Genomic DNA, 17,284 nt, shown 5'->3' with positions numbered 1-17,284 from the left:
CCGGGACCGTCCCTCTCACCGAGAGTCTCGACGAGAGACGAGAGGGACACCACACATGACTCCGCTCGTGACAGCATCCACGACACCGCTCGACGGCCTCCTGGCCGACCCCCGCCCCTTCGCCCTGCTCCGCCGCCGCACCCCGGGCCACGACCACGACGTCGTGGAACTGCTGCTCGGCCCGGTCGCGGAGCACGACAGACTCGCGGACCTGCCCGACGAGGGGCTGGCCCTCGTCCCCTTCCGGCAGATCCGCGAGCGCGGCTTCGACGTCCGCGACGACGGCACGCCCCTGCTGGTACTCACCCCCGAGGAGCGCTACGACGTCCCGCTCGCCGAGGCGCTCGCGCAGTTGCCCGCCCACGAAGTCCGGGTCGAGGGCGGCGGCTTCGACGTCGGCGACGAGGAGTACGCGCGGATCGTCGGGCGGGTGCTCGAGGAGGAGATCGGGCGGGGCGAGGGCGCCAACTTCGTGATCCGGCGGACGTACGAGGGCCGGATCCCGGGGTTCGGGCGGGCCGACGCGCTGGCCCTGTTCCGGCGGCTGCTCGAGGGCGAGCGGGGCGCGTACTGGACGTTCGTCGTGCACACCGGGGACCGGACGCTGGTCGGGGCCAGTCCGGAGGTGCATGTGCGCATGTCCGGGGGCACGGTCGTGATGAACCCGATCAGCGGGACCTACCGCTACCCCGCCGAGGGGCCGACCCCCGAGCACCTGCTCGGTTTCCTCGCCGACGGCAAGGAGATCGAGGAGCTCTCGATGGTCGTCGACGAGGAGCTGAAGATGATGTGCACCGTCGGCGACATGGGCGGTGTGGTCGTCGGGCCGCGGCTGAAGGAGATGGCGCACCTCGCGCACACCGAGTACGAGCTGCGCGGCCGCTCCTCGCTGGACGTGCGGGAGGTGCTGCGGGAGACGATGTTCGCGGCGACGGTCACCGGATCGCCGGTGCAGAACGCCTGCCGGGTCATCGAGCGGCACGAGGCCGGGGGGCGGGGCTACTACGCGGGCGCGCTGGCCCTGCTCGGGCGGGACCCGGGTGCCGGACCGGGGCGGCCCGCCGGCCCGCAGACCCTCGACTCCCCCATCCTGATCCGCACCGCCGACATCGACGCACAGGGGCGGCTGCGGGTGCCGGTCGGCGCGACGCTGGTGCGCGGCTCCGACCCGGCGGGCGAGGTCGCCGAGACCCACGCCAAGGCGGCCGGAGTACTGGCGGCGCTGGGCGTACGTCCCTCCCGCCCGCGCGGGGAGGCCGAGCGGCCGGGGCTGGCCGACGACCCCCGGGTGCGGGCGGCGCTGGACGGGCGGCGCGCCTCGCTGGCCCCGTTCTGGCTGCGGATGCAGGAGCCGTCGGCCGCGCTCACCGGGCACGCCCTGGTCGTCGACGCGGAGGACACCTTCACGGCGATGCTCGCGCACGTGCTGCGCTCGTCGGGGCTCACGGTGAGTGTGCGGCGGTACGACGAGCCGGGGCTGCGCGAGGCGGTGCTCGGGCACGAGGGCCCGGTGGTGCTGGGGCCGGGACCGGGTGATCCGGGCGACCCGGCCGACCCGAAGATGCGCTTCCTGCGCGCCCTGACCGCCGAGGTGATCGGGGCGAACCGGCACGGCGTCCTCGGTGTCTGCCTCGGGCACGAGCTGATCGCGGCGGAGCTGGGCCTGGACATCGTCCGCAAGGAGGTGCCGTACCAGGGCGCGCAGACGGAGATCGACCTGTTCGGGCGGCGGGAGACGGTCGGCTTCTACAACAGCTTCACCGCGCGCTGCGACGACGCGGCGGCCGCCGAGCTGGCCGCGCACGGCATCGAGGTGAGCCGCTCGGCGGGCGGCGAGGTGCACGCGCTGCGCGGCGGCGGCTTCGCCGGCGTGCAGTTCCACCCGGAGTCGGTGCTGACGCTGAACGGTGCGGCGATCGTGCGGGAGCTGACCGGTCAACTGCGCGGGACGAGCACGTTCTCCGAGCGGCGGCCCTCCCGGTAGTCGAGGACGTTGCGCGCCGTCGCGTCGACGATCTGGCCGACGGCGTCCTCGGTGTAGTACGCCTGGTGGGAGGTGACCAGCACGTTCGGGAAGGTGACGAGGCGGGCCAGGGTGTCGTCCTCGACGGCCTCCAGGGACTTGTCGAGGTAGAACAGGCCCGCCTCCGCCTCGTACACGTCCAGGCCGACGCCCGTGAAGCGGCCCGCGCGCAGTTCGCCGACGAGCGCGGCGCTGTCGATCAGGCCGCCGCGGCTGGAGTTGACCAGGATGGCGTCGTCGCGCATCGCCTTCAGGGCGGACGCGTCGATCAGGTGCCGGGTCTCGGCCATCAGCGGGACGTGCAGGGTGATCAGGTCGGAGCGGGCGAACAGCTCCTCCTTCGGGACGTAGCGCATGCCCAGCTCCGCGCAGGCCGGGTTCTCGGCGACGTCCCAGCCGAGCAGCCGCATGCCGAAGCCGTGGGCGATCCGGGCGAAGGCCTCGCCGATCTTGCCGGTGCCGAGGACGCCGGCGGTGCGGCCGTGCAGGTCCCGGCCCATCAGGCCGTGCAGTCGGAAGTCGAAGTCACGGGTGCGGATGGAGGCCCGCACGATCCGCCGGTTGACGGCCATGGCGAGGGCCCAGGCGAACTCGGCGACCGAGTACGGCGAGTAGTACGAGACCCGGGCGACGGTCATGCCGAGCCGCTCGGCCGCCTCGAGGTCGACGTTGTTGAAGCCGGTGGAGCGCTGGGCCACCATCCGGATGCCGCCGGCCGCGAGGATCTCCAGGACCGCCGCGCCGAGGTCGGCGTTGACGGAGGTGGAGACGATCTCGTGTCCTGCCGCGATGGGAGCGGTGTCCTCGTTGAGGAAGACGTCCAGGCAGCGGATGTCCTCGAGGTCGCGGAAGGCCCGCTCGATCAGGGGCTTCTCGTCGGCCTGGACGCCGAAGGCAAGGATCTCCATGACCGCTCCCGTTCCGGTGGGCTCCGGGCCGAATATACGGCCCTCGGCCCACCGTCGCCGGTCGGCGGCCGGTCAGCCGAAGAAGACGCCGACCTCCTCGTACAGCGCCGGGTCGACCGTCTTCAGCCGGGCCGTGGCGTCGGCGATCGGGACGCGGACGATGTCCGTGCCGCGCAGGGCGACCATCTTGCCGAAGTCCCCGTCGCGCACGCAGTCGATGGCGTGCAGTCCGAAGCGGGTGGCGAGCCAGCGGTCGAAGGCACTGGGCGTGCCGCCGCGCTGGACGTGGCCGAGGACGGTGGTGCGGGCCTCCTTGCCGGTGCGTTTCTCGATCTGCTTGGCCAGCCATTCGCCGACCCCGGACAGCCGGACGTGCCCGTAGGAGTCCAGGGACTCGTCCTTGAGCACCATGTCGCCGTCGCGTGGCATCGCCCCCTCGGCGACGACCACGATCGGGGCGTAGGACGCCCGGAAGCGGGAGGTCACCCAGGAGCACACCTGCTCGACGTCGAAGCGCTGCTCGGGGATGAGGATGACGTTGGCGCCGCCGGCCAGGCCGGAGTGCAGGGCGATCCAGCCGGAGTGCCGGCCCATGACCTCGACGACCAGGACGCGCATGTGGGACTCGGCGGTGGTGTGCAGCCGGTCGATGGCCTCGGTGGCGATGCCGACCGCGGTGTCGAAGCCGAAGGTGTAGTCGGTGGCGGACAGGTCGTTGTCGATTGTCTTGGGAACGCCGACGCAGGGCACGCCGTACTCGTCGGCGAGCCGGGTGGCGACGCCGAGGGTGTCCTCGCCGCCTATGGTGATGAGCGCCTCGACGTCGAGCGCCGCGAGGTTCTCCTTGATGCGCCCGATGCCGTGCTCCTGCTGGAGCGGATTGGTGCGGGAGGAGCCGAGGATGGTGCCGCCGCGGGGCAGGATGCCGCGGACGGCCGGGATGTCGAGCGGGACGGTGTCGCCCTCCAGGGGGCCGCGCCAGCCGTCCCGGAAGCCGGTGAACTCGTAGCCGTACTCCTGTACGCCCTTGCGGACGACGGCCCGGATGACGGCGTTGAGCCCGGGGCAGTCACCGCCTCCGGTCAGTACTCCGACCTTCATCGCGTAATCCCCTTGCCACAGTGGGTGGTTCAGGCCACTGCCACTGTCCCGCGCGGGGTCAGGCGTCGTCCAGACCCCGTTCTATCGCGTACCGCACCAGTTCCACCCGGTTGTGCAGTTGGAGCTTGCCCAGGGTGTTCTGGACGTGGTTCTGCACGGTGCGGTGGGAGATGACGAGGCGTTCGGCGATCTGCTTGTAGCTCAGGCCCTTGGCGACCAGGCGCAGCACCTCGGTCTCCCGGTCGGTGAGCCGGGGTGCCCCGGGTTCGTCGGTGCCCGCGGCCGGGGCGGGTTCGGAGGCGAGGCGCCGGTACTCGCCGAGGACCAGTCCGGCCAGACCCGGGGTGAAGACCGGGTCGCCGACGGCCGTGCGGCGCACCGCGTCGCGCAGTTCGTCGGTGGAGGCCGACTTCAGCAGGTATCCGGTCGCGCCGGACTTCACGGCCTCCAGCACGTCGGCGTGCTCCCCGCTGGCCGAGAGCACGAGGACGCGCAGCTTCGGGTCGGCGCCGACGACCTCCTTGCAGACCTGGACGCCGGGCTTGCCGGGCAGGTTGAGGTCGAGCACGAGGACGTGGGGTGCGGCGGCGCGGGCGCGGCGCACCGCCTGGTCGCCGTCGCTCGCGGTGGCGACCACGTCGAAGCCGGACTCGGCCAGGTCCCGGGCGACGGCGTCGCGCCACATCGGGTGGTCGTCGACCACCATGACCCTGATCGGGTCCTGTCGTTCACTCATGTCGTTCACTCATGGTCCGCTGCCTTTCCCCCACGCGGCGCCGCCGCCGGTTGTTTCGGTGCCCTCAGTTCGACCTCCGTGCCCTGTCCGGGCACCGAGATCAGCTCGGCCGTGCCGCCGAGTTCGCGCAGCCGGCCCCGGATCGACAGGGCCACGCCGAGTCGTCCCTCGCCCTCGGCCTCGGCGAGCCGCCCCTTCGGGATGCCGGGGCCCTCGTCGCGGACGGTGACGATCACCTCGTCCGGCTCGTCCTCGACCAGGATCCACGCGCGCGCGTGCTCACCGACGTGCTTGCGCACATTGTCCAGGGCGGCCCCCACGGCGGCCGCCAGTTCCCGCGCGGCGACCGGGGCCAGGAGCACCGGGGCGCCCGGCTCGGCGAGGTTCACCAGAGAGGCGGCGTACGGGGCGAGCAGCGCGCGCAGATCGACGGGACCGTCGGCTTCCTCCCCTTCCGACTCCTCCACCGCCCGTACGACCGCGCCGTCGGCGGCGTCCTCCGACACGCGGGAGACGGGCACCAGACCGCCGGAGACCAGCGTGCGCAGCGCCACTTCCTGCTCGCCCGCCATCCGGCCCAGCTCGGCGGCCTCACCGCCGATGACGGCGCCGCGCCGCTGCACCATCGCGAGCACCTGGAGCACGCTGTCGTGGATGTCCCGGGCCAGCCGCTCCCGTTCCCTGGTCGCCGCCTCGATCTCCAGGGCGCGCGCGAGGGTGCGCTCGGAGGCGCGGGCGACCTCGACGACGTAGCCGATGGCGATGGAGGCGACCCAGACGAGGATCACGTTGTGGACGGTGTCGCGGGCCGGGGTGCCGCGTTCGACGAGGTTGGCGACGGCGACGAGGGTGGAGGCGACGGCGGCCCAGCGCCAGCCGCCCTTGACGGCGAAGGCCAGGACGGAGCCGGCGGTCCATATCGACGGCAGGGTCGGGCCGCCGTCCATGACGCGCTCGTGCGCGTCGGCGAAGGGCGTGAGCAGGATGCCGGTCAGCGCGACGGTGAGGTCGGCGGCGAGGAACCGCTTGGTGCAGCTCGCGGCGTTCGTGACCTTGGGGAGGGTGGCCAGGGTCCAGACGAAGAGGACGGCGTAGTAGGCGACGGCGAGCCAGGGGCGGGCGAAGCCGGAGTAGGCGGTGGCGAAGAAGCCGATCGCGTACAGCATGGTGAGCACGCGGTAGCCGGCGAGCGCGCGCCACAGCGGCTGCTCGACCGACATCCTCATGACCCGCTCGCGCCTGGCCATGTTCCCCCCTCCCCCCGGGTACCGGCCCCGGCGTACCGGCGTCCCGCGTCCCGCGTCCCGACTAGGGCCCGGCCTGTTCCATCTCTGCCTGTTCCTTCTCTGCCTGTTCCTTCTCGGCCTGGGCGAGGGCGGCCTTCGCCGCCTTGCCCGCCTCCTTCTCGGCCTTCGCCGCCTCCGCGAGCTGCCGCTTCATGGCGGTCGCGTACATGTCGACGTACTCCTGGCCGGAGAGCTTCATGATCTCGTACATGACCTCGTCGGTCACCGCGCGGAGCACGAAGCGGTCGTGCTCCATGCCCTGGTAGCGGGCGAAGTCCAGCGGCTTGCCGATGCGGATGCCGGGCCGCATCAGTTTCGGCATCACCTGCCCGGGCGGCTGGATCTTCTCGGTGTCGATCATGGCGACCGGGATGACGGGCGCGCCGGTGGCGAGCGCCACGCGCGCGAGGCCGCCCGGCTTGCCGCGGTAGAGGCGGCCGTCCGGGGAGCGCGTGCCCTCGGGGTAGATGCCGAACAGCTCGCCGCGCTCGAGAACCTCTGTGGCGCTCCTGATGGCGGCCTCCCCCGCGCCGCGCGCGCCGGAGCGGTCCACCGGGAGCTGGCCGACGCCCTTGAAGAAGGCGGCGGTCAGCCTGCCCTTGACCCCGGGGGTGTTGAAGTACTCGGCCTTGGCGATGAAGGTGACCTTGCGGTCGAGGACGGCGGGCAGGAAGAACGAGTCGGAGAACGACAGGTGGTTGCTCGCCAGAATGGCGGGGCCGTCGGCCGGGATGTGCTCCAGGCCCTCCACCCAGGGCCGGAAGGCGAGCTTCAGCGAACCCCCGACGGTGACCTTCATCGCGCCGTACAACAACCGAGTGCCTCCTGAGTCTGTGGGTCAGACCCTATCCCGGGGCGCCGTCAATGGCCCCGACGGCCCTGGTCGGTGTCAGTGCGGTCGCGTACGGTGAAGTAGCAGCAAGTACCGCGAGTACCCACGAGCACCGCACCCGACGTGCCGGCTGTGCCGGCCCCCTGACGACAGGAGACCGAGACGTGCCGGTCCTGCCCGGAGCCGAGCCGTTCCGCCACGAGGGCGGGGAGACCGGCGTCCTCCTCTGTCACGGCTTCACTGGTTCCCCGCAGTCGCTGGGCCCCTGGGCCCGGTATCTCGCCGCGCGTGACCTGACCGTGGCGCTGCCGCTGCTGCCCGGGCACGGCACCCGTTGGCAGGACATGCAGATCACCGGCTGGCAGGACTGGTACGCGGAGGTGGACCGCGAGCTGCGCGCCCTGCGCGAGCGCTGTGCGCGGGTCTTCGTGGCCGGCCTGTCCATGGGCGGCGCGCTGGCGCTGCGGCTCGCCGCCAAGCACGGGGAGGACGTCTCGGGCATCGTGGTCGTCAACCCGGCGAACCGGATGCACGGCGTGGCCCAGCACGCCCTTCCGGTCCTGCGCCACCTGGTGCCGGCGACGAAGGGCATCGCCAGCGACATCGCCAAGCCGCTCGGCCGGGAGCTGGGGTACGACAGGGTGCCGCTGCACTCGGCGCACTCGCTGCGCGCCTTCTTCCGTCTCACCGACGGCGACCTGCCGCAGGTGACCCAGCCGCTGCTGTTGCTGCGCAGTCCGCAGGACCATGTGGTGCCGCCGGCCGACTCTGCGCGCATCCTCGGCCGGGTGTCGTCGACGGACGTGACGGAGGTCCTGCTGGAACAGAGCTACCACGTGGCGACGTTGGACCACGATGCGGACCGGATCTTCGCGGAGAGCGTCGCGTTCATCGGCCGGCTCGCGCCCGGTTCCGTCGGGGAACCGGAGCCCGGTCTCGGCAAGGAAGGGACGACCGCAGGTGGCTGAGCACGACTCCGACCGCGAAGACCGCGAGGAGCGCGAGGAGCGTGACCTCGACCGGGACCTGGATCGGGACCTCGATCGGGACCTGGAGCGGGAGCACGGCGAGGGACGGGAGCGCGCGGACGGCGGCCCCGGGGAGCAGGACGTGCCCTTCGACGAGGACGCCGCCTGGGACGCGATCGTCGCCGGGTACGGGGACGAGCCCCCGGACCCGCCGGGCTCGAAGCCGTTCAAGTCGGTCGAGGACCTGGCGCTCCTGGAGCCCGAGGTGAACGACGACAAGCCCGCGGCGGACCGGCCGTCCTCGGCGCGGCCGCTGGGCAGCTCCGTCGCGTTCGCGCCCGGTGTCGGTCCCGGTCCCGGTCCCCGCGACCACACGCCCGCCGAGCCGTCCGAGGACGACTTCGACGGGGACGACGAGGGCCACTTCGTGCCGCCCGAGCCGCCGCCGCTGCCCGACGCGGATCCCACCTCGAAGTTCGCCTGGCTCGGCGTGCTCGGCGGCCCGGTGCTGCTCCTGCTGGCGGTGGTGCTCGGCTGGGACATGACCTGGTGGCTGACGACCCTGAGCATCGGCGGCTTCCTGGGCGGCTTCGCCACCCTCGTCCTGCGGATGCGCACGGGTGACGAGGACGACGACGATCCGGGGCGGGGCGCGGTGGTGTAGGGCGCCTGTCCGGCGGATCAGGTGGTCGCCGCGGGCACGCGGAGGGCGGTCAGGACCGGGAGATGGTCCGTGGCCGCCCTCAGGTCGTCCTCGGCCACCCCGGGCAGTCCCGCCGGCACCCCGCAGCCCAGCACCTCGACGCCCTCGGTGACGAAGACCGCGTCGATGCGCCGGTCCGGGGCGGTGGCGGGGAAGGTGTACTCGCCGCCCCAGGGCGCGGCGGTCCAGCAGTCCCGCAGCCCGTCGCCGAGCCGCCGGAAGGTGCGGCCGCCGGGGCGCTCGTTCAGGTCGCCGCCCGCCACGGCGTGCTGCACGCCCAGGGCGGCCAGCCGGTCGAGGAGCAGCCCGGCCTGCTCGTAGCGCTCGTCCGGGCGCAGCGACAGGTGCGTGCTGAGTACGCCGAGACGGGCCCCGCCGATACGGAGCACGGCGCCGGCGATGCCCCGGCGGTGCTGGCCGGGGGTGAGCGGGAGCAGCACGTCCTCGGTGCGCTCCACGGTGGCCCGCAGGGAGCACAGCAGCGCGGGGCCCGCGGCGGTGCCGCCGCCGGAGAGAAGCACCAGGTCCGCGGCGCGGGCCAGGCGGGTGAGCTTCTTGCGCCAGCGGAAGAAGCGGGGGGCCTCCTGGAGGAGGACGAGATCGGGGGCGCAGGCCGTGATGACGCGGGCGAGGGCGTCGGTGTCGTCGCGCATCGAGCGGATGTTGTAGCTCAGGACGCGGACGACGGCGGAACCGTCGGGTTCGGTGCGGGAGTTGGGGAGCGGCTGGAGGGATGTTGCCATGCTGCCAATTTACGGGACCGCGTGATCAGGCGCCGCACAGCTCGGGGCGCGGGGTACGTTGGCGACTGGCCGGTTCGTTGTGGCTTGTCGCGCTCGCGGGGCAGAGCCCCAAATGGACTCCGCCCCGCGCCCCTTGGTGAGCATCTCTTACATGATCGGGTCGGGCTCCCGGGCCAGGTCGGCCGCGCCGACCAGGCCTGCCTTGTTGCCGAGCTGGGCGGCGATGACGTCGGCGACCGGGCGCCAGTTGCCGCCGACCAGCCAGCGCTTGTAGGACTTGCGGATCGGGTCGAGGACCAGGTCGCCCTCGTCGGAGAGGCCGCCGCCGACGATGAAGGCGGACGGGTCGAAGAGCGAGGCCAGGTCGGCGAGGCCGGCGCCGGCCCAGCGGGCCAGCTCCCGGTAGGAGTCGACGGCGACCGGGCAGCCCTGGCGGGCGGCCACGGAGATGTGCTTGCCCTCGATGCCCTCGGGGGTGCCGTCGCCGAGCGCGAGCAGCACCTCGGCGCGCTCGGGGGTGGCGTTGGCGCGCTGCTTGGCGTACCTCACCAGCGCCCGGCCCGACGCGTACTGCTCCCAGCAGCCCTGCGAGCCGCAGCCGCACAGCAGGCCGTCGGGCACCATGCGGATGTGGCCGAACTCGGCGGCCACGCCGAAGTGCCCGCGGCGCAGCTTGTTGCCGATGATGATGCCGCCGCCGAGGCCGGTGCCGAGGGTGATGCAGATGACGTTGCGGTGGCCCTTGCCGCCGCCGAACTTGTACTCGCCCCAGGCCGCGGCGTTGGCGTCGTTCTCCACGACGACGGGGAGGCCGACGCGGGCTTCGACCTGCTCCTTGAGCGGCTCCTGGCGCCAGTCGATGTTGGGCGCGAAGTAGACCGTGGAGCGCTGGCGGTTGACGTATCCGGCGGCGCCGATGCCCACTCCGACGATCTCGTGCCCCACGCGCGCGCCCTCCACCGCGGAGGCGATGGCGTCCACGATGGCCTCGGGTGTGCTGGGGGTCGGCACCTTGTGGGTCGAGAGGATGTTGCCTTCCTCGTCGACCACGCCGGCCGCGATCTTCGTGCCGCCGATGTCGACGCCGATGGTGAGTCCCATGAATCCCTCAGTTCGGTCGAGCCCCGCTAAGGGCAACCGTACCCGAGGCGGGGCTCAGTCCAGGTCGATGCGCTGTCCCGGGCCGGTGCCCTCGTCGCCCTCGTCGCGGCCGTCGGCGTCGCGTTCGTCCAGGTCACGGGGGTCGCGCGGGTCCTTGGCCGCGGTGTCCCCGGTGGTCCAGCGGCGTTCCTGGTCCTGGACGGCGGAGCGGTAGGCGGCGAGGAGTTCACCGCCGGCGGCCGCGAGGTGGTCGAAAACATCAGGGTTGCGCTCGATGACCGGTTCGACGGCTGCCTTCGCCTGCTGGACGACCTGCCGGACCACCTGCTGGGCGGCCGGTCCGGCGACCTGGCCGAGCAGAGGGGACTGGAGGCCGGACAGCTTGTCGGTGACGGTGTCGAAGAGCCGGCGCAGTTCCTCGGCGGCGGAGCCGGGCGGCGGCCCGTACTCGGCACGGCGGCGGGCCTTCTCCGCCTCCAGGTCCTCGGCGCACGCCGTCGACCAGGCGTCGGCGTCGGCCGCTCGCAGCTCGTCGGGTCCTTCGACCGCGTCGGCCTCGTCGGGGCGGGGGGCCTCGGACGGGGGGAGCTCTTCGCTCATGACGGACTCCTGACTACGGTTCGTCCTTACGACGTTACCCGAACCGGCCCGGGCCCCGTCGGGATCAGAGCCCTCTCGGCCACAGTCCCGGGTCCGGCGCGAACCGGACGGCGAGGGTGCCCTCCCGCAGCGCGGCGCCCTCGACGGTGCAGCGGCGCAGGGCGGACGGCAACGGGACGATGCGGCGGAACGGCCCGGCGGCGACGACCAGTTCGTCACCGCGGCGGACCAGGTCGAGTTCCTCGCGCACGGCGCCGGGCAGCGGGATGTGCCACACCAGGACGCCGTCCTTCGCCAGCCGGTCGGTGACGGGCCACTCGACCGGGGAGGCGTCCGCGTTGACGCCCGGCACGTCGAGGGCCGCGAGGTCGTCCGTGCCGCGCGGGTCCCGGCCGAGGTGGGCGACGGCGCGTACGTCGTACGTCCCCCGCCACTCCTCCAGTGTCTTGCGCTGCTGGGCGAGGGGGCCGGTGAGCCAACTGTCCGCCGGGGTGTCCTCGGGCAGCACGCGGTTGGCGACCAGCAGGTCGGTGCGCAGACCGCGCAGGGCGAGGCCGAGGGTGGTGGCTCGGACGGCGTCGGCCGCGGCCGGGCCGGGTTCGGCGACCAGCCGTACGACGGTGTTCCGGTCGGCGACGACGGCCTCGGCGGCGGCGAGTTCCAGGTCCCAGCGGGCGGCGGCCTCGTACAGCGCCCCGGTGGGCATGGGGACGCCCGCGAGCCGGCCGAGGACGGGGCGCAGGGCGCGGGCGGCCTGCCGCTCGGGCGGGAGCAGGCGGCGCAGGCAGCGGCGCAGTTCCTCGGGGGCGGCGAGCAGGGCGAGGGCGCGCGGCGCGGGCGGGAGGTCGACGACGAGGAGGTCGTGCGCCTCGGCGAGGGCGGCCTCGCGCAGGGACCGCAGCAGGGCGAGTTCGTCGGCGCCGGGCAGCGGGGTGAGTTCCCCGGGGTCGAGGCGGGAGGCGCCGAGGAGGTCGAGGGCGGAGGAGGCGCGGTCCTGGAGGGCGGCGAGGCCGTCCCGGAACCCCTGGGCGGCGTCGGGGCGCCAGGCGGTGAGCCCGGGTTCGACGGGGGTCGGCGTCGGGCCGGTGCGCACCCCGAGCGCGGCGCCGAGGGTGTCGTCGCGGTCGGAGCCGAGGAGCAGGGTGCGGGTGCCCTGGCGGGCGGCGGTGAGCGCGGTGGCGGCGGCGACGGTGGTACGGCCGGTGCCGCCGGGGCCGGTGATCAGGATGGTGCGCATGGGGGTGAACGGTACCCGGGGGCTCCGCCGGTTGGGCTTGTGCGCGGCGTCAGGGGGTGGCCGGGGGTGGGTGTCGCGGGCCGGCGCTGGCCGGGTGCCGCTGCGCCCACCCGTGCCGCCCCAGCGGCACGACTGCCCGCAGCTACGGGAGGACGGGCGACTGCCCGGAGCTATGCGGGTGGGGTTGACTCCACTCGCTTTTTCAGGCCTGCCAAGGCTCGGTCGGTGATGACCTTTTCCGCCTTGCGCTTGATCATGCCGAGCATCGGGATCTTGACGTCGACCGTGAGCCGGTAGGTGACCTCCGTGCCCGTGCCCGCCTGGCGGAGCAGGTAGGTGCCGTCGAGGGAGCGCAGCATCTGGGACTTCACCAGCGTCCAGGACACCTCGTGCTCGCCGGTCCAGGTGTAGGCCAGCGTCTGGTCGTCCTTGATCGCCCCGGCGTCCATGACGAGTCGGACCTGCTCGGCACGGCCCTGTGCGTCGGTCGCGAGGACGTCGGCCTCCTTCACCTCGCCGGTCCAGTCCGGGTAGCGGGCGAAGTCGGCGATCACCGACATCACGTCGGCCGGTGCCGCCTCGATGGTGATGCTCGAGCTGGTGTGTTCCGCCATCGCCGTGGCTCCTCCGGATGCGGGCCGCTACTGAGGTCGTCGTGCGCCCATGGCGCGCACGTGTGTGCCGCGTGAAGGCTATCGCGCACGGGCCCGGCGAACGTCACCACCCACCTGCGCAGGTCCGCCGCGCATGTTCACCATTCCAGCACCCACGGCCGTCCCGTCGACGCGAAGTGGCCGACGTTCACGCACTCGGTCGCCCCGACGCGCATGCGCCGCGCCAGCGGCTGGTGCACGTGCCCGAAGAGCGAGTACCGCGGCCGGGTGCGGCGGATCGCGTCCAGCAGTGCCCTGCTGCCCCGCTCGAAGCGCCGCGCCACTGTGTCGTAGACCAGTTCCGGCACCTGGGGCGGGATGTGCGTGCACAGTACGTCCACCTCGCCGACGGCCTCGATCTTCGCGGCGTACTCCTCGTCGCTGATCTCGTACGGCGTGCTCATCGGGGTCCGCAGGCCGCCGCCGACGAAGCCGAAGACGCGGCCGCCGATCTCCACCCGCTCCCCGTCGAGCACGGTGGTGCCGGGGCCCGCGTACTCGGGCCACAGCGGCGGCACGTCGACGTTGCCGTAGGTGGCGTACGTCGGGGTGGGGAACGCGGCGAACATCTCGGCGTACTGCTTGCGCACCGCCCGCTCGATCAGCTCCCGCGGTTCGCCGCCGGTCTCCGCCCACAACCGGGTCCCGAGTTCCCGTGCCTCGGCGAAGCGGCGGGCGGTGCGCAGCTCGACGATGCGGTCGGCGTTCGCGACGCCGAACAGGTCGGGGAAGATGCCGCGCGAGTGGTCGGCGTAGTCGAGGAAGAGGACCAGGTCCCCGAGGCAGACCAGAGCGTCGGCGCCCTCGCCGGCCCTGGCCAGGTCGCGGGCGTTGCCGTGGACGTCGCTGACGACATGGACGCGCGTGCTCGTGTTGCGGGGCGGTGTGGGTGCCATGGCGATCAAGCGTAAACAGCGCGCGCCTCTTGTGAACAGTGGCGGTCGGACCTGCGGTTACTGGCTGGTCGGTTGATCCGTCGACTACTGTGCGCAAAGGAAACCCCAACCGTGTGACGCAGCGAACATCTCGCGGGGACCCCCTGTCGGAGAAGGCATACCGGCGGGTAGCGTCCGGGCAGTCCAGTCGTGCTCGGGATTTCAACATGTGAATCCCGCATCAGTTCTCCCGAGCACTTGCCCGACCCTTGGACCGCACCGTCGCATCGCACAACGTCGTGGCGCCGGCGCCCTGTGAGGAGCAGCAGTCTTGCGCGAGTTCAGCCTTCCGGCCTTGTACGAGGTCCCAGCGGACGGGAACCTGACCGACATCGTCCGCAGAAACGCCGCGCAGCATCCCGACGTCGCCGTCATCGCCCGCAAGGTGGGCGGCGTGTGGCAGGACGTGACCGCGCGCGCCTTCCTCGCCGAGGTGCTCTCCGCCGCCAAGGGCCTCATCGCCTCCGGCGTCCAGCCGGGCGACCGGGTCGGCCTGATGTCCCGCACGCGCTACGAGTGGACCCTGCTGGACTTCGCCATCTGGAGCGCGGGCGCGATCACCGTGCCGGTGTACGAGACCAGTTCGCCCGAGCAGGTGGAGTGGATCCTCAGCGACTCGGGGGCCACGGCGTGCGTCGTGGAGTCGGACGCGCACGCCGCCGCCGTCGAGTCCGTGCGCGAGCGGCTGCCCGCCCTCAAGCACGTCTGGCAGATCGACGCGGGGGCCGTGGAGGAGCTGGGGCGCCTGGGCCAGGACGTCACGGACCGGAGCGTCGAGGAGCGCGGCTCGATCGCGAAGGCCGACGACCCCGCGACCATCGTGTACACCTCCGGCACCACCGGCCGGCCCAAGGGCTGTGTCCTCACCCACCGCAGCTTCTTCGCCGAGTGCGGCAACGTCGTCGAGCGGCTGCGTCCCCTCTTCCGCACGGGCGAGTGCTCCGTGCTCCTCTTCCTCCCGCTCGCGCACGTCTTCGGCCGGCTGGTCCAGGTCGCGCCGATGATCGCGCCGATCAAGCTGGGCAACGTCCCCGACATCAAGAACCTCACCGACGAGCTGGCCGCGTTCCGGCCCACGCTGATCCTCGGCGTGCCGCGCGTCTTCGAGAAGGTGTACAACTCGGCGCGCGCCAAGGCGCAGGCCGACGGCAAGGGAAAGATCTTCGACAAGGCCGCCGACACGGCCATCGAGTACAGCAAGGCCCTGGACACCCCGTCGGGTCCGTCCGTCGGCCTGAAGATCAAGCACAAGGTCTTCGACAAGCTCGTCTACAGCAAGCTCCGCACGGTCCTCGGCGGACGCGGCGAGTACGCCATCTCCGGCGGCGCCCCCCTCGGCGAGCGGCTCGGCCACTTCTTCCGGGGCATCGGCTTCACCGTCCTGGAGGGTTACGGCCTGACCGAGTCCTGCGCGGCCACCGCCTTCAACCCCTGGGACCGGCAGAAGATCGGCACGGTCGGCCAGCCGCTGCCCGGCTCCGTGGTGCGCATCGCGGACGACGGGGAGGTGCTGCTGCACGGCGAGCACCTTTTCAAGGAGTACTGGAACAACCCGGACGCCACCGCCCAGGCGCTGGCCGACGGCTGGCTCCACACCGGCGACATCGGCACCCTCGACGAGGACGGCTATCTGCGGATCACCGGCCGCAAGAAGGAGATCATCGTCACGGCCGGCGGCAAGAACGTCGCCCCGGCCGTGATCGAGGACCGCATCCGCGCGCACGCGCTGGTCGCGGAGTGCATGGTGGTCGGCGACGGGCGGCCCTTCGTGGGCGCGCTGGTCACGATCGACGAGGAGTTCCTCGGGCGGTGGTGCGTTGATCACGGCAAGCCGGAGGGGTCGACGGCGGGGTCGCTGCGGGACGACGCGGATCTGCTGGCCGCGATTCAGTCGGCGATCGATGACGGGAACTCGGCGGTTTCCAAGGCGGAGTCGGTGCGGAAGTTTCGGGTGCTGGGGGCTCAGTTCACGGAGGATTCGGGGCATTTGACTCCGTCGTTGAAGCTGAAGCGGGGTGTTGTCGCCAAGGATTATGCGGGCGAGATTGAGGCGATTTACGCCAAGTAGGGGCGCCTACCGGGGTGCCTCCCGTTCGCCGTGGGCGGGTGCGGGTTCGTCGTGGTTGTTCGCGCCCACGCGGCGGAGTCGCACAATGTCACAGCCCCGCGCCCCTGAGTGAGTCCAGCTTGCCGCTCGCCTCCAAGGCTCCCTGCGTTACAGCAGGGCCTTCAGGTGTTCTGCCAGTAGGTCCCAGCGCCACTTCTCCTCGACCCATCTGCGGCCTCGCTCGCCCATCCTGTGGCGCAGTTCCGGGTCGCCGAGGAGCGTGACGATCCGGTCCGCCGTCTCTTCGTACGAGTCGCCGCGCACCACCCAGCCCGTCTCGCCGTCGAGCACCGCGTCGGGGGCGCCGCCGGAGTCGCCGGCGACGACGGGGAGGCCGGTCGCGGAGGCTTCGAGGTAGACGATGCCGAGGCCCTCCACGTCGAGGCCGCCCCGGCGGGTGCGGCAGGGCATGGCGAAGACGTCCCCGGCGCCGTAGTGCGCGGGCAGCTCGGACCAGGGGACGGCGCCGGTGAAGCGGACGGAGGCGGCCACTCCCGTCTCGACCGCCAGGCGGCGCAGGTCCCTCTCGTAGGGGCCGCCGCCGACGATCAGCAGGACGGCGTCCGGCTCGGCGGCGAGGATGCGTGGCAGCGCCCGGATCAGGGTGTCCTGGCCCTTGCGGGGCACCAGCCGCGAGACGCACACCACGACCGGCCGGTCGGTCAGGCCCAGGCGGGCCCGCACCTGGTCGCCGCCGCTGTCCGGGTGGAAGGTCTTCTCGTCGACGCCGGGCGGCAGTTGCCGCATCCGGGTGGCGGCCTCGGGCGTCAGCGCGCCGGCGATCCGGGTGCGCGTGTACTCGCCGAGGTAGGTGATCGTGTCCGTCGACTCCCCGATCCGGCGCAGCAGTTGCCGGGCGGCGGGCAACTGGGCCCAGCCCGCCTCGTGGCCGTGGGTGGTGGCGACGAGGCGCTCGGCGCCCGCCCTGCGCAGCGCCGGTGCCATCAGGCCGAGGGGGGCCGCCGCGCCGAACCACACCGAGGTGCAGCCGTGCTCGCGCAGCAGCCCGGCCGCCCGGCGGGTCGCGCCCGGTGTCGGCAGGAGCATCGTCGTGCGGTCCCGTACGACGGTGAAGGGCTGCTCGGCGTCGAAGGCGGCGGTGGCCTCGGTGCCCTCGCGGCCGCGCTTCCAGGTGGAGGCGTAGACGACGAGGTGCTCGGGGTCCAGGCGCAGCGCCATGTTGTGCAGGAAGGCCTGGATGCCGCCCGGGCGGGGCGGGAAGTCGTTCGTCACGATCAAGGTCTTGCGCACGCCGCCGACCCTACCGAACCCGCCGTACGGCCCCGGGCCCGGCCGCGTCCTGTGGCAGGTCCACAGGTGTCCGGGTCATCATGGCCGCATCAGCAGGGCA

The 17,284-nt window shown here is 72.7% G+C and carries 16 protein-coding genes; 4 read left to right on the top strand and 12 right to left on the bottom strand.

The genetic code is table 11. The annotated features are described in order from the left end of the window. The first annotated feature begins 67 nt into the window (after positions 1–67). Positions 68–1,984, top strand: coding sequence for an anthranilate synthase family protein (locus KUM40_RS11735; RefSeq protein ID WP_308401119.1), 1,917 nt, complete (start codon positions 68–70; stop codon positions 1,982–1,984). Here KUM40_RS11735 and KUM40_RS11730 read toward each other — a convergent pair. From KUM40_RS11730 to KUM40_RS11710, 5 genes are all read right to left on the bottom strand, one after another. Further along, positions 1,936–2,931: a 2-hydroxyacid dehydrogenase gene (locus KUM40_RS11730; protein ID WP_217165733.1), complete on the bottom strand. Its 996-nt coding sequence runs from the start codon at positions 2,929–2,931 to the stop codon at positions 1,936–1,938. The two genes, KUM40_RS11735 and KUM40_RS11730, sit on opposite strands and share 49 nt — an antisense overlap. Before the next feature lie 72 nt (positions 2,932–3,003). Next, a complete protein-coding gene (locus KUM40_RS11725) occupies positions 3,004–4,032 on the bottom strand; it encodes a 6-phosphofructokinase (protein WP_217165732.1) in 1,029 nt (342 codons plus the stop codon). Between the two features lie 58 nt (positions 4,033–4,090). Beyond that, the gene (locus KUM40_RS11720) at positions 4,091–4,768 is read right to left on the bottom strand and encodes a response regulator transcription factor (protein ID WP_217165731.1); all 678 of its coding nucleotides are present in this window, start codon (positions 4,766–4,768) and stop codon (positions 4,091–4,093) included. 5 nt (positions 4,769–4,773) lie between these two features. Beyond that, a complete protein-coding gene (macS, locus tag KUM40_RS11715) occupies positions 4,774–6,015 on the bottom strand; it encodes a MacS family sensor histidine kinase (protein ID WP_217165730.1) in 1,242 nt (413 codons plus the stop codon). A gap of 61 nt (positions 6,016–6,076) precedes the next feature. Then, complete coding sequence (locus KUM40_RS11710; RefSeq protein ID WP_217165729.1) at positions 6,077–6,853, bottom strand: 1-acyl-sn-glycerol-3-phosphate acyltransferase; 777 nt, start codon at positions 6,851–6,853, stop codon at positions 6,077–6,079. A gap of 197 nt (positions 6,854–7,050) precedes the next feature. On the opposite strand from KUM40_RS11710, the gene KUM40_RS11705 reads away from it, so the two are divergent. Then, complete coding sequence (locus KUM40_RS11705) at positions 7,051–7,854, top strand: carboxylesterase (protein ID WP_217165728.1); 804 nt, start codon at positions 7,051–7,053, stop codon at positions 7,852–7,854. Next, positions 7,847–8,518 (top strand): hypothetical protein, encoded by a 672-nt coding sequence (locus KUM40_RS11700; RefSeq protein WP_217165727.1) that lies wholly within the window; start codon positions 7,847–7,849, stop codon positions 8,516–8,518. Before KUM40_RS11705 ends, KUM40_RS11700 begins: the two co-directional genes overlap by 8 nt. A gap of 17 nt (positions 8,519–8,535) precedes the next feature. Here KUM40_RS11700 and KUM40_RS11695 read toward each other — a convergent pair whose 3' ends face one another. The 6 genes from KUM40_RS11695 to KUM40_RS11670 form a co-directional block, all read right to left on the bottom strand. Then, entirely contained in the window at positions 8,536–9,300 is a 765-nt protein-coding gene (locus tag KUM40_RS11695; RefSeq protein ID WP_217165726.1) for an endonuclease/exonuclease/phosphatase family protein, read from the bottom strand. 147 nt (positions 9,301–9,447) lie between these two features. After that, positions 9,448–10,401, bottom strand: coding sequence for an ROK family glucokinase (locus KUM40_RS11690; RefSeq protein ID WP_217165725.1), 954 nt, complete (start codon positions 10,399–10,401; stop codon positions 9,448–9,450). A gap of 54 nt (positions 10,402–10,455) precedes the next feature. Continuing rightward, positions 10,456–11,001 (bottom strand): DUF5304 domain-containing protein, encoded by a 546-nt coding sequence (locus tag KUM40_RS11685; protein ID WP_217165724.1) that lies wholly within the window; start codon positions 10,999–11,001, stop codon positions 10,456–10,458. A 64-nt stretch (positions 11,002–11,065) separates the two neighbouring features. Next, positions 11,066–12,238 carry an ArsA family ATPase gene (locus KUM40_RS11680; RefSeq protein ID WP_217165723.1) on the bottom strand — a complete coding sequence of 391 codons (1,173 nt, stop codon included), beginning with the start codon at positions 12,236–12,238 and terminating at the stop codon, positions 11,066–11,068. A 170-nt stretch (positions 12,239–12,408) separates the two neighbouring features. Further along, a complete protein-coding gene (locus KUM40_RS11675) occupies positions 12,409–12,852 on the bottom strand; it encodes an SRPBCC family protein (RefSeq protein ID WP_217165722.1) in 444 nt (147 codons plus the stop codon). A gap of 137 nt (positions 12,853–12,989) precedes the next feature. Continuing rightward, positions 12,990–13,787: a metallophosphoesterase gene (locus tag KUM40_RS11670; RefSeq protein WP_217165721.1), complete on the bottom strand. Its 798-nt coding sequence runs from the start codon at positions 13,785–13,787 to the stop codon at positions 12,990–12,992. A gap of 310 nt (positions 13,788–14,097) precedes the next feature. Between KUM40_RS11670 and KUM40_RS11665 the strand changes: the two genes are divergently transcribed. After that, positions 14,098–15,894, top strand: a complete 1,797-nt coding sequence (locus KUM40_RS11665; protein ID WP_217165720.1) for a long-chain fatty acid--CoA ligase — start codon at positions 14,098–14,100, stop codon at positions 15,892–15,894. Positions 15,895–16,041: 147 nt separating this feature from the next. Here the strand turns inward: KUM40_RS11665 and KUM40_RS11660 are convergent, their stop codons facing one another. Then, a complete protein-coding gene (locus KUM40_RS11660; protein ID WP_217165719.1) occupies positions 16,042–17,184 on the bottom strand; it encodes a glycosyltransferase family 4 protein in 1,143 nt (380 codons plus the stop codon). Positions 17,185–17,284 lie beyond the last annotated feature (100 nt).

Origin of the sequence: Streptomyces sp. AC512_CC834 (genome assembly GCF_019049325.1) — a bacterium.
In the GTDB taxonomy this organism is placed as follows: Bacteria; Actinomycetota; Actinomycetes; order Streptomycetales; family Streptomycetaceae; genus Streptomyces.
The sequence above is the reverse complement of the archived record's forward strand: the minus strand, read 5'-3'. Positions and strand labels throughout refer to the sequence as shown.

What these genes read in the sequence shown, in the direction of transcription:
- KUM40_RS11730 (WP_217165733.1), bottom strand. Translation starts at nt 2,931, where the DNA reads ATGGAGATCCTTGCCTTCGGCGTCCAGGCCGACGAGAAGCCCCTGATC.
- KUM40_RS11725 (WP_217165732.1), bottom strand. Translation starts at nt 4,032, where the DNA reads ATGAAGGTCGGAGTACTGACCGGAGGCGGTGACTGCCCCGGGCTCAAC.
- KUM40_RS11720 (WP_217165731.1), bottom strand. Translation starts at nt 4,768, where the DNA reads ATGAGTGAACGACAGGACCCGATCAGGGTCATGGTGGTCGACGACCAC.
- macS (WP_217165730.1), bottom strand. Translation starts at nt 6,015, where the DNA reads ATGGCCAGGCGCGAGCGGGTCATGAGGATGTCGGTCGAGCAGCCGCTG.
- KUM40_RS11710 (WP_217165729.1), bottom strand. Translation starts at nt 6,853, where the DNA reads ATGAAGGTCACCGTCGGGGGTTCGCTGAAGCTCGCCTTCCGGCCCTGG.
- KUM40_RS11695 (WP_217165726.1), bottom strand. Translation starts at nt 9,300, where the DNA reads ATGGCAACATCCCTCCAGCCGCTCCCCAACTCCCGCACCGAACCCGAC.
- KUM40_RS11690 (WP_217165725.1), bottom strand. Translation starts at nt 10,401, where the DNA reads ATGGGACTCACCATCGGCGTCGACATCGGCGGCACGAAGATCGCGGCC.
- KUM40_RS11685 (WP_217165724.1), bottom strand. Translation starts at nt 11,001, where the DNA reads ATGAGCGAAGAGCTCCCCCCGTCCGAGGCCCCCCGCCCCGACGAGGCC.
- KUM40_RS11680 (WP_217165723.1), bottom strand. Translation starts at nt 12,238, where the DNA reads ATGCGCACCATCCTGATCACCGGCCCCGGCGGCACCGGCCGTACCACC.
- KUM40_RS11675 (WP_217165722.1), bottom strand. Translation starts at nt 12,852, where the DNA reads ATGGCGGAACACACCAGCTCGAGCATCACCATCGAGGCGGCACCGGCC.
- KUM40_RS11670 (WP_217165721.1), bottom strand. Translation starts at nt 13,787, where the DNA reads ATGGCACCCACACCGCCCCGCAACACGAGCACGCGCGTCCATGTCGTC.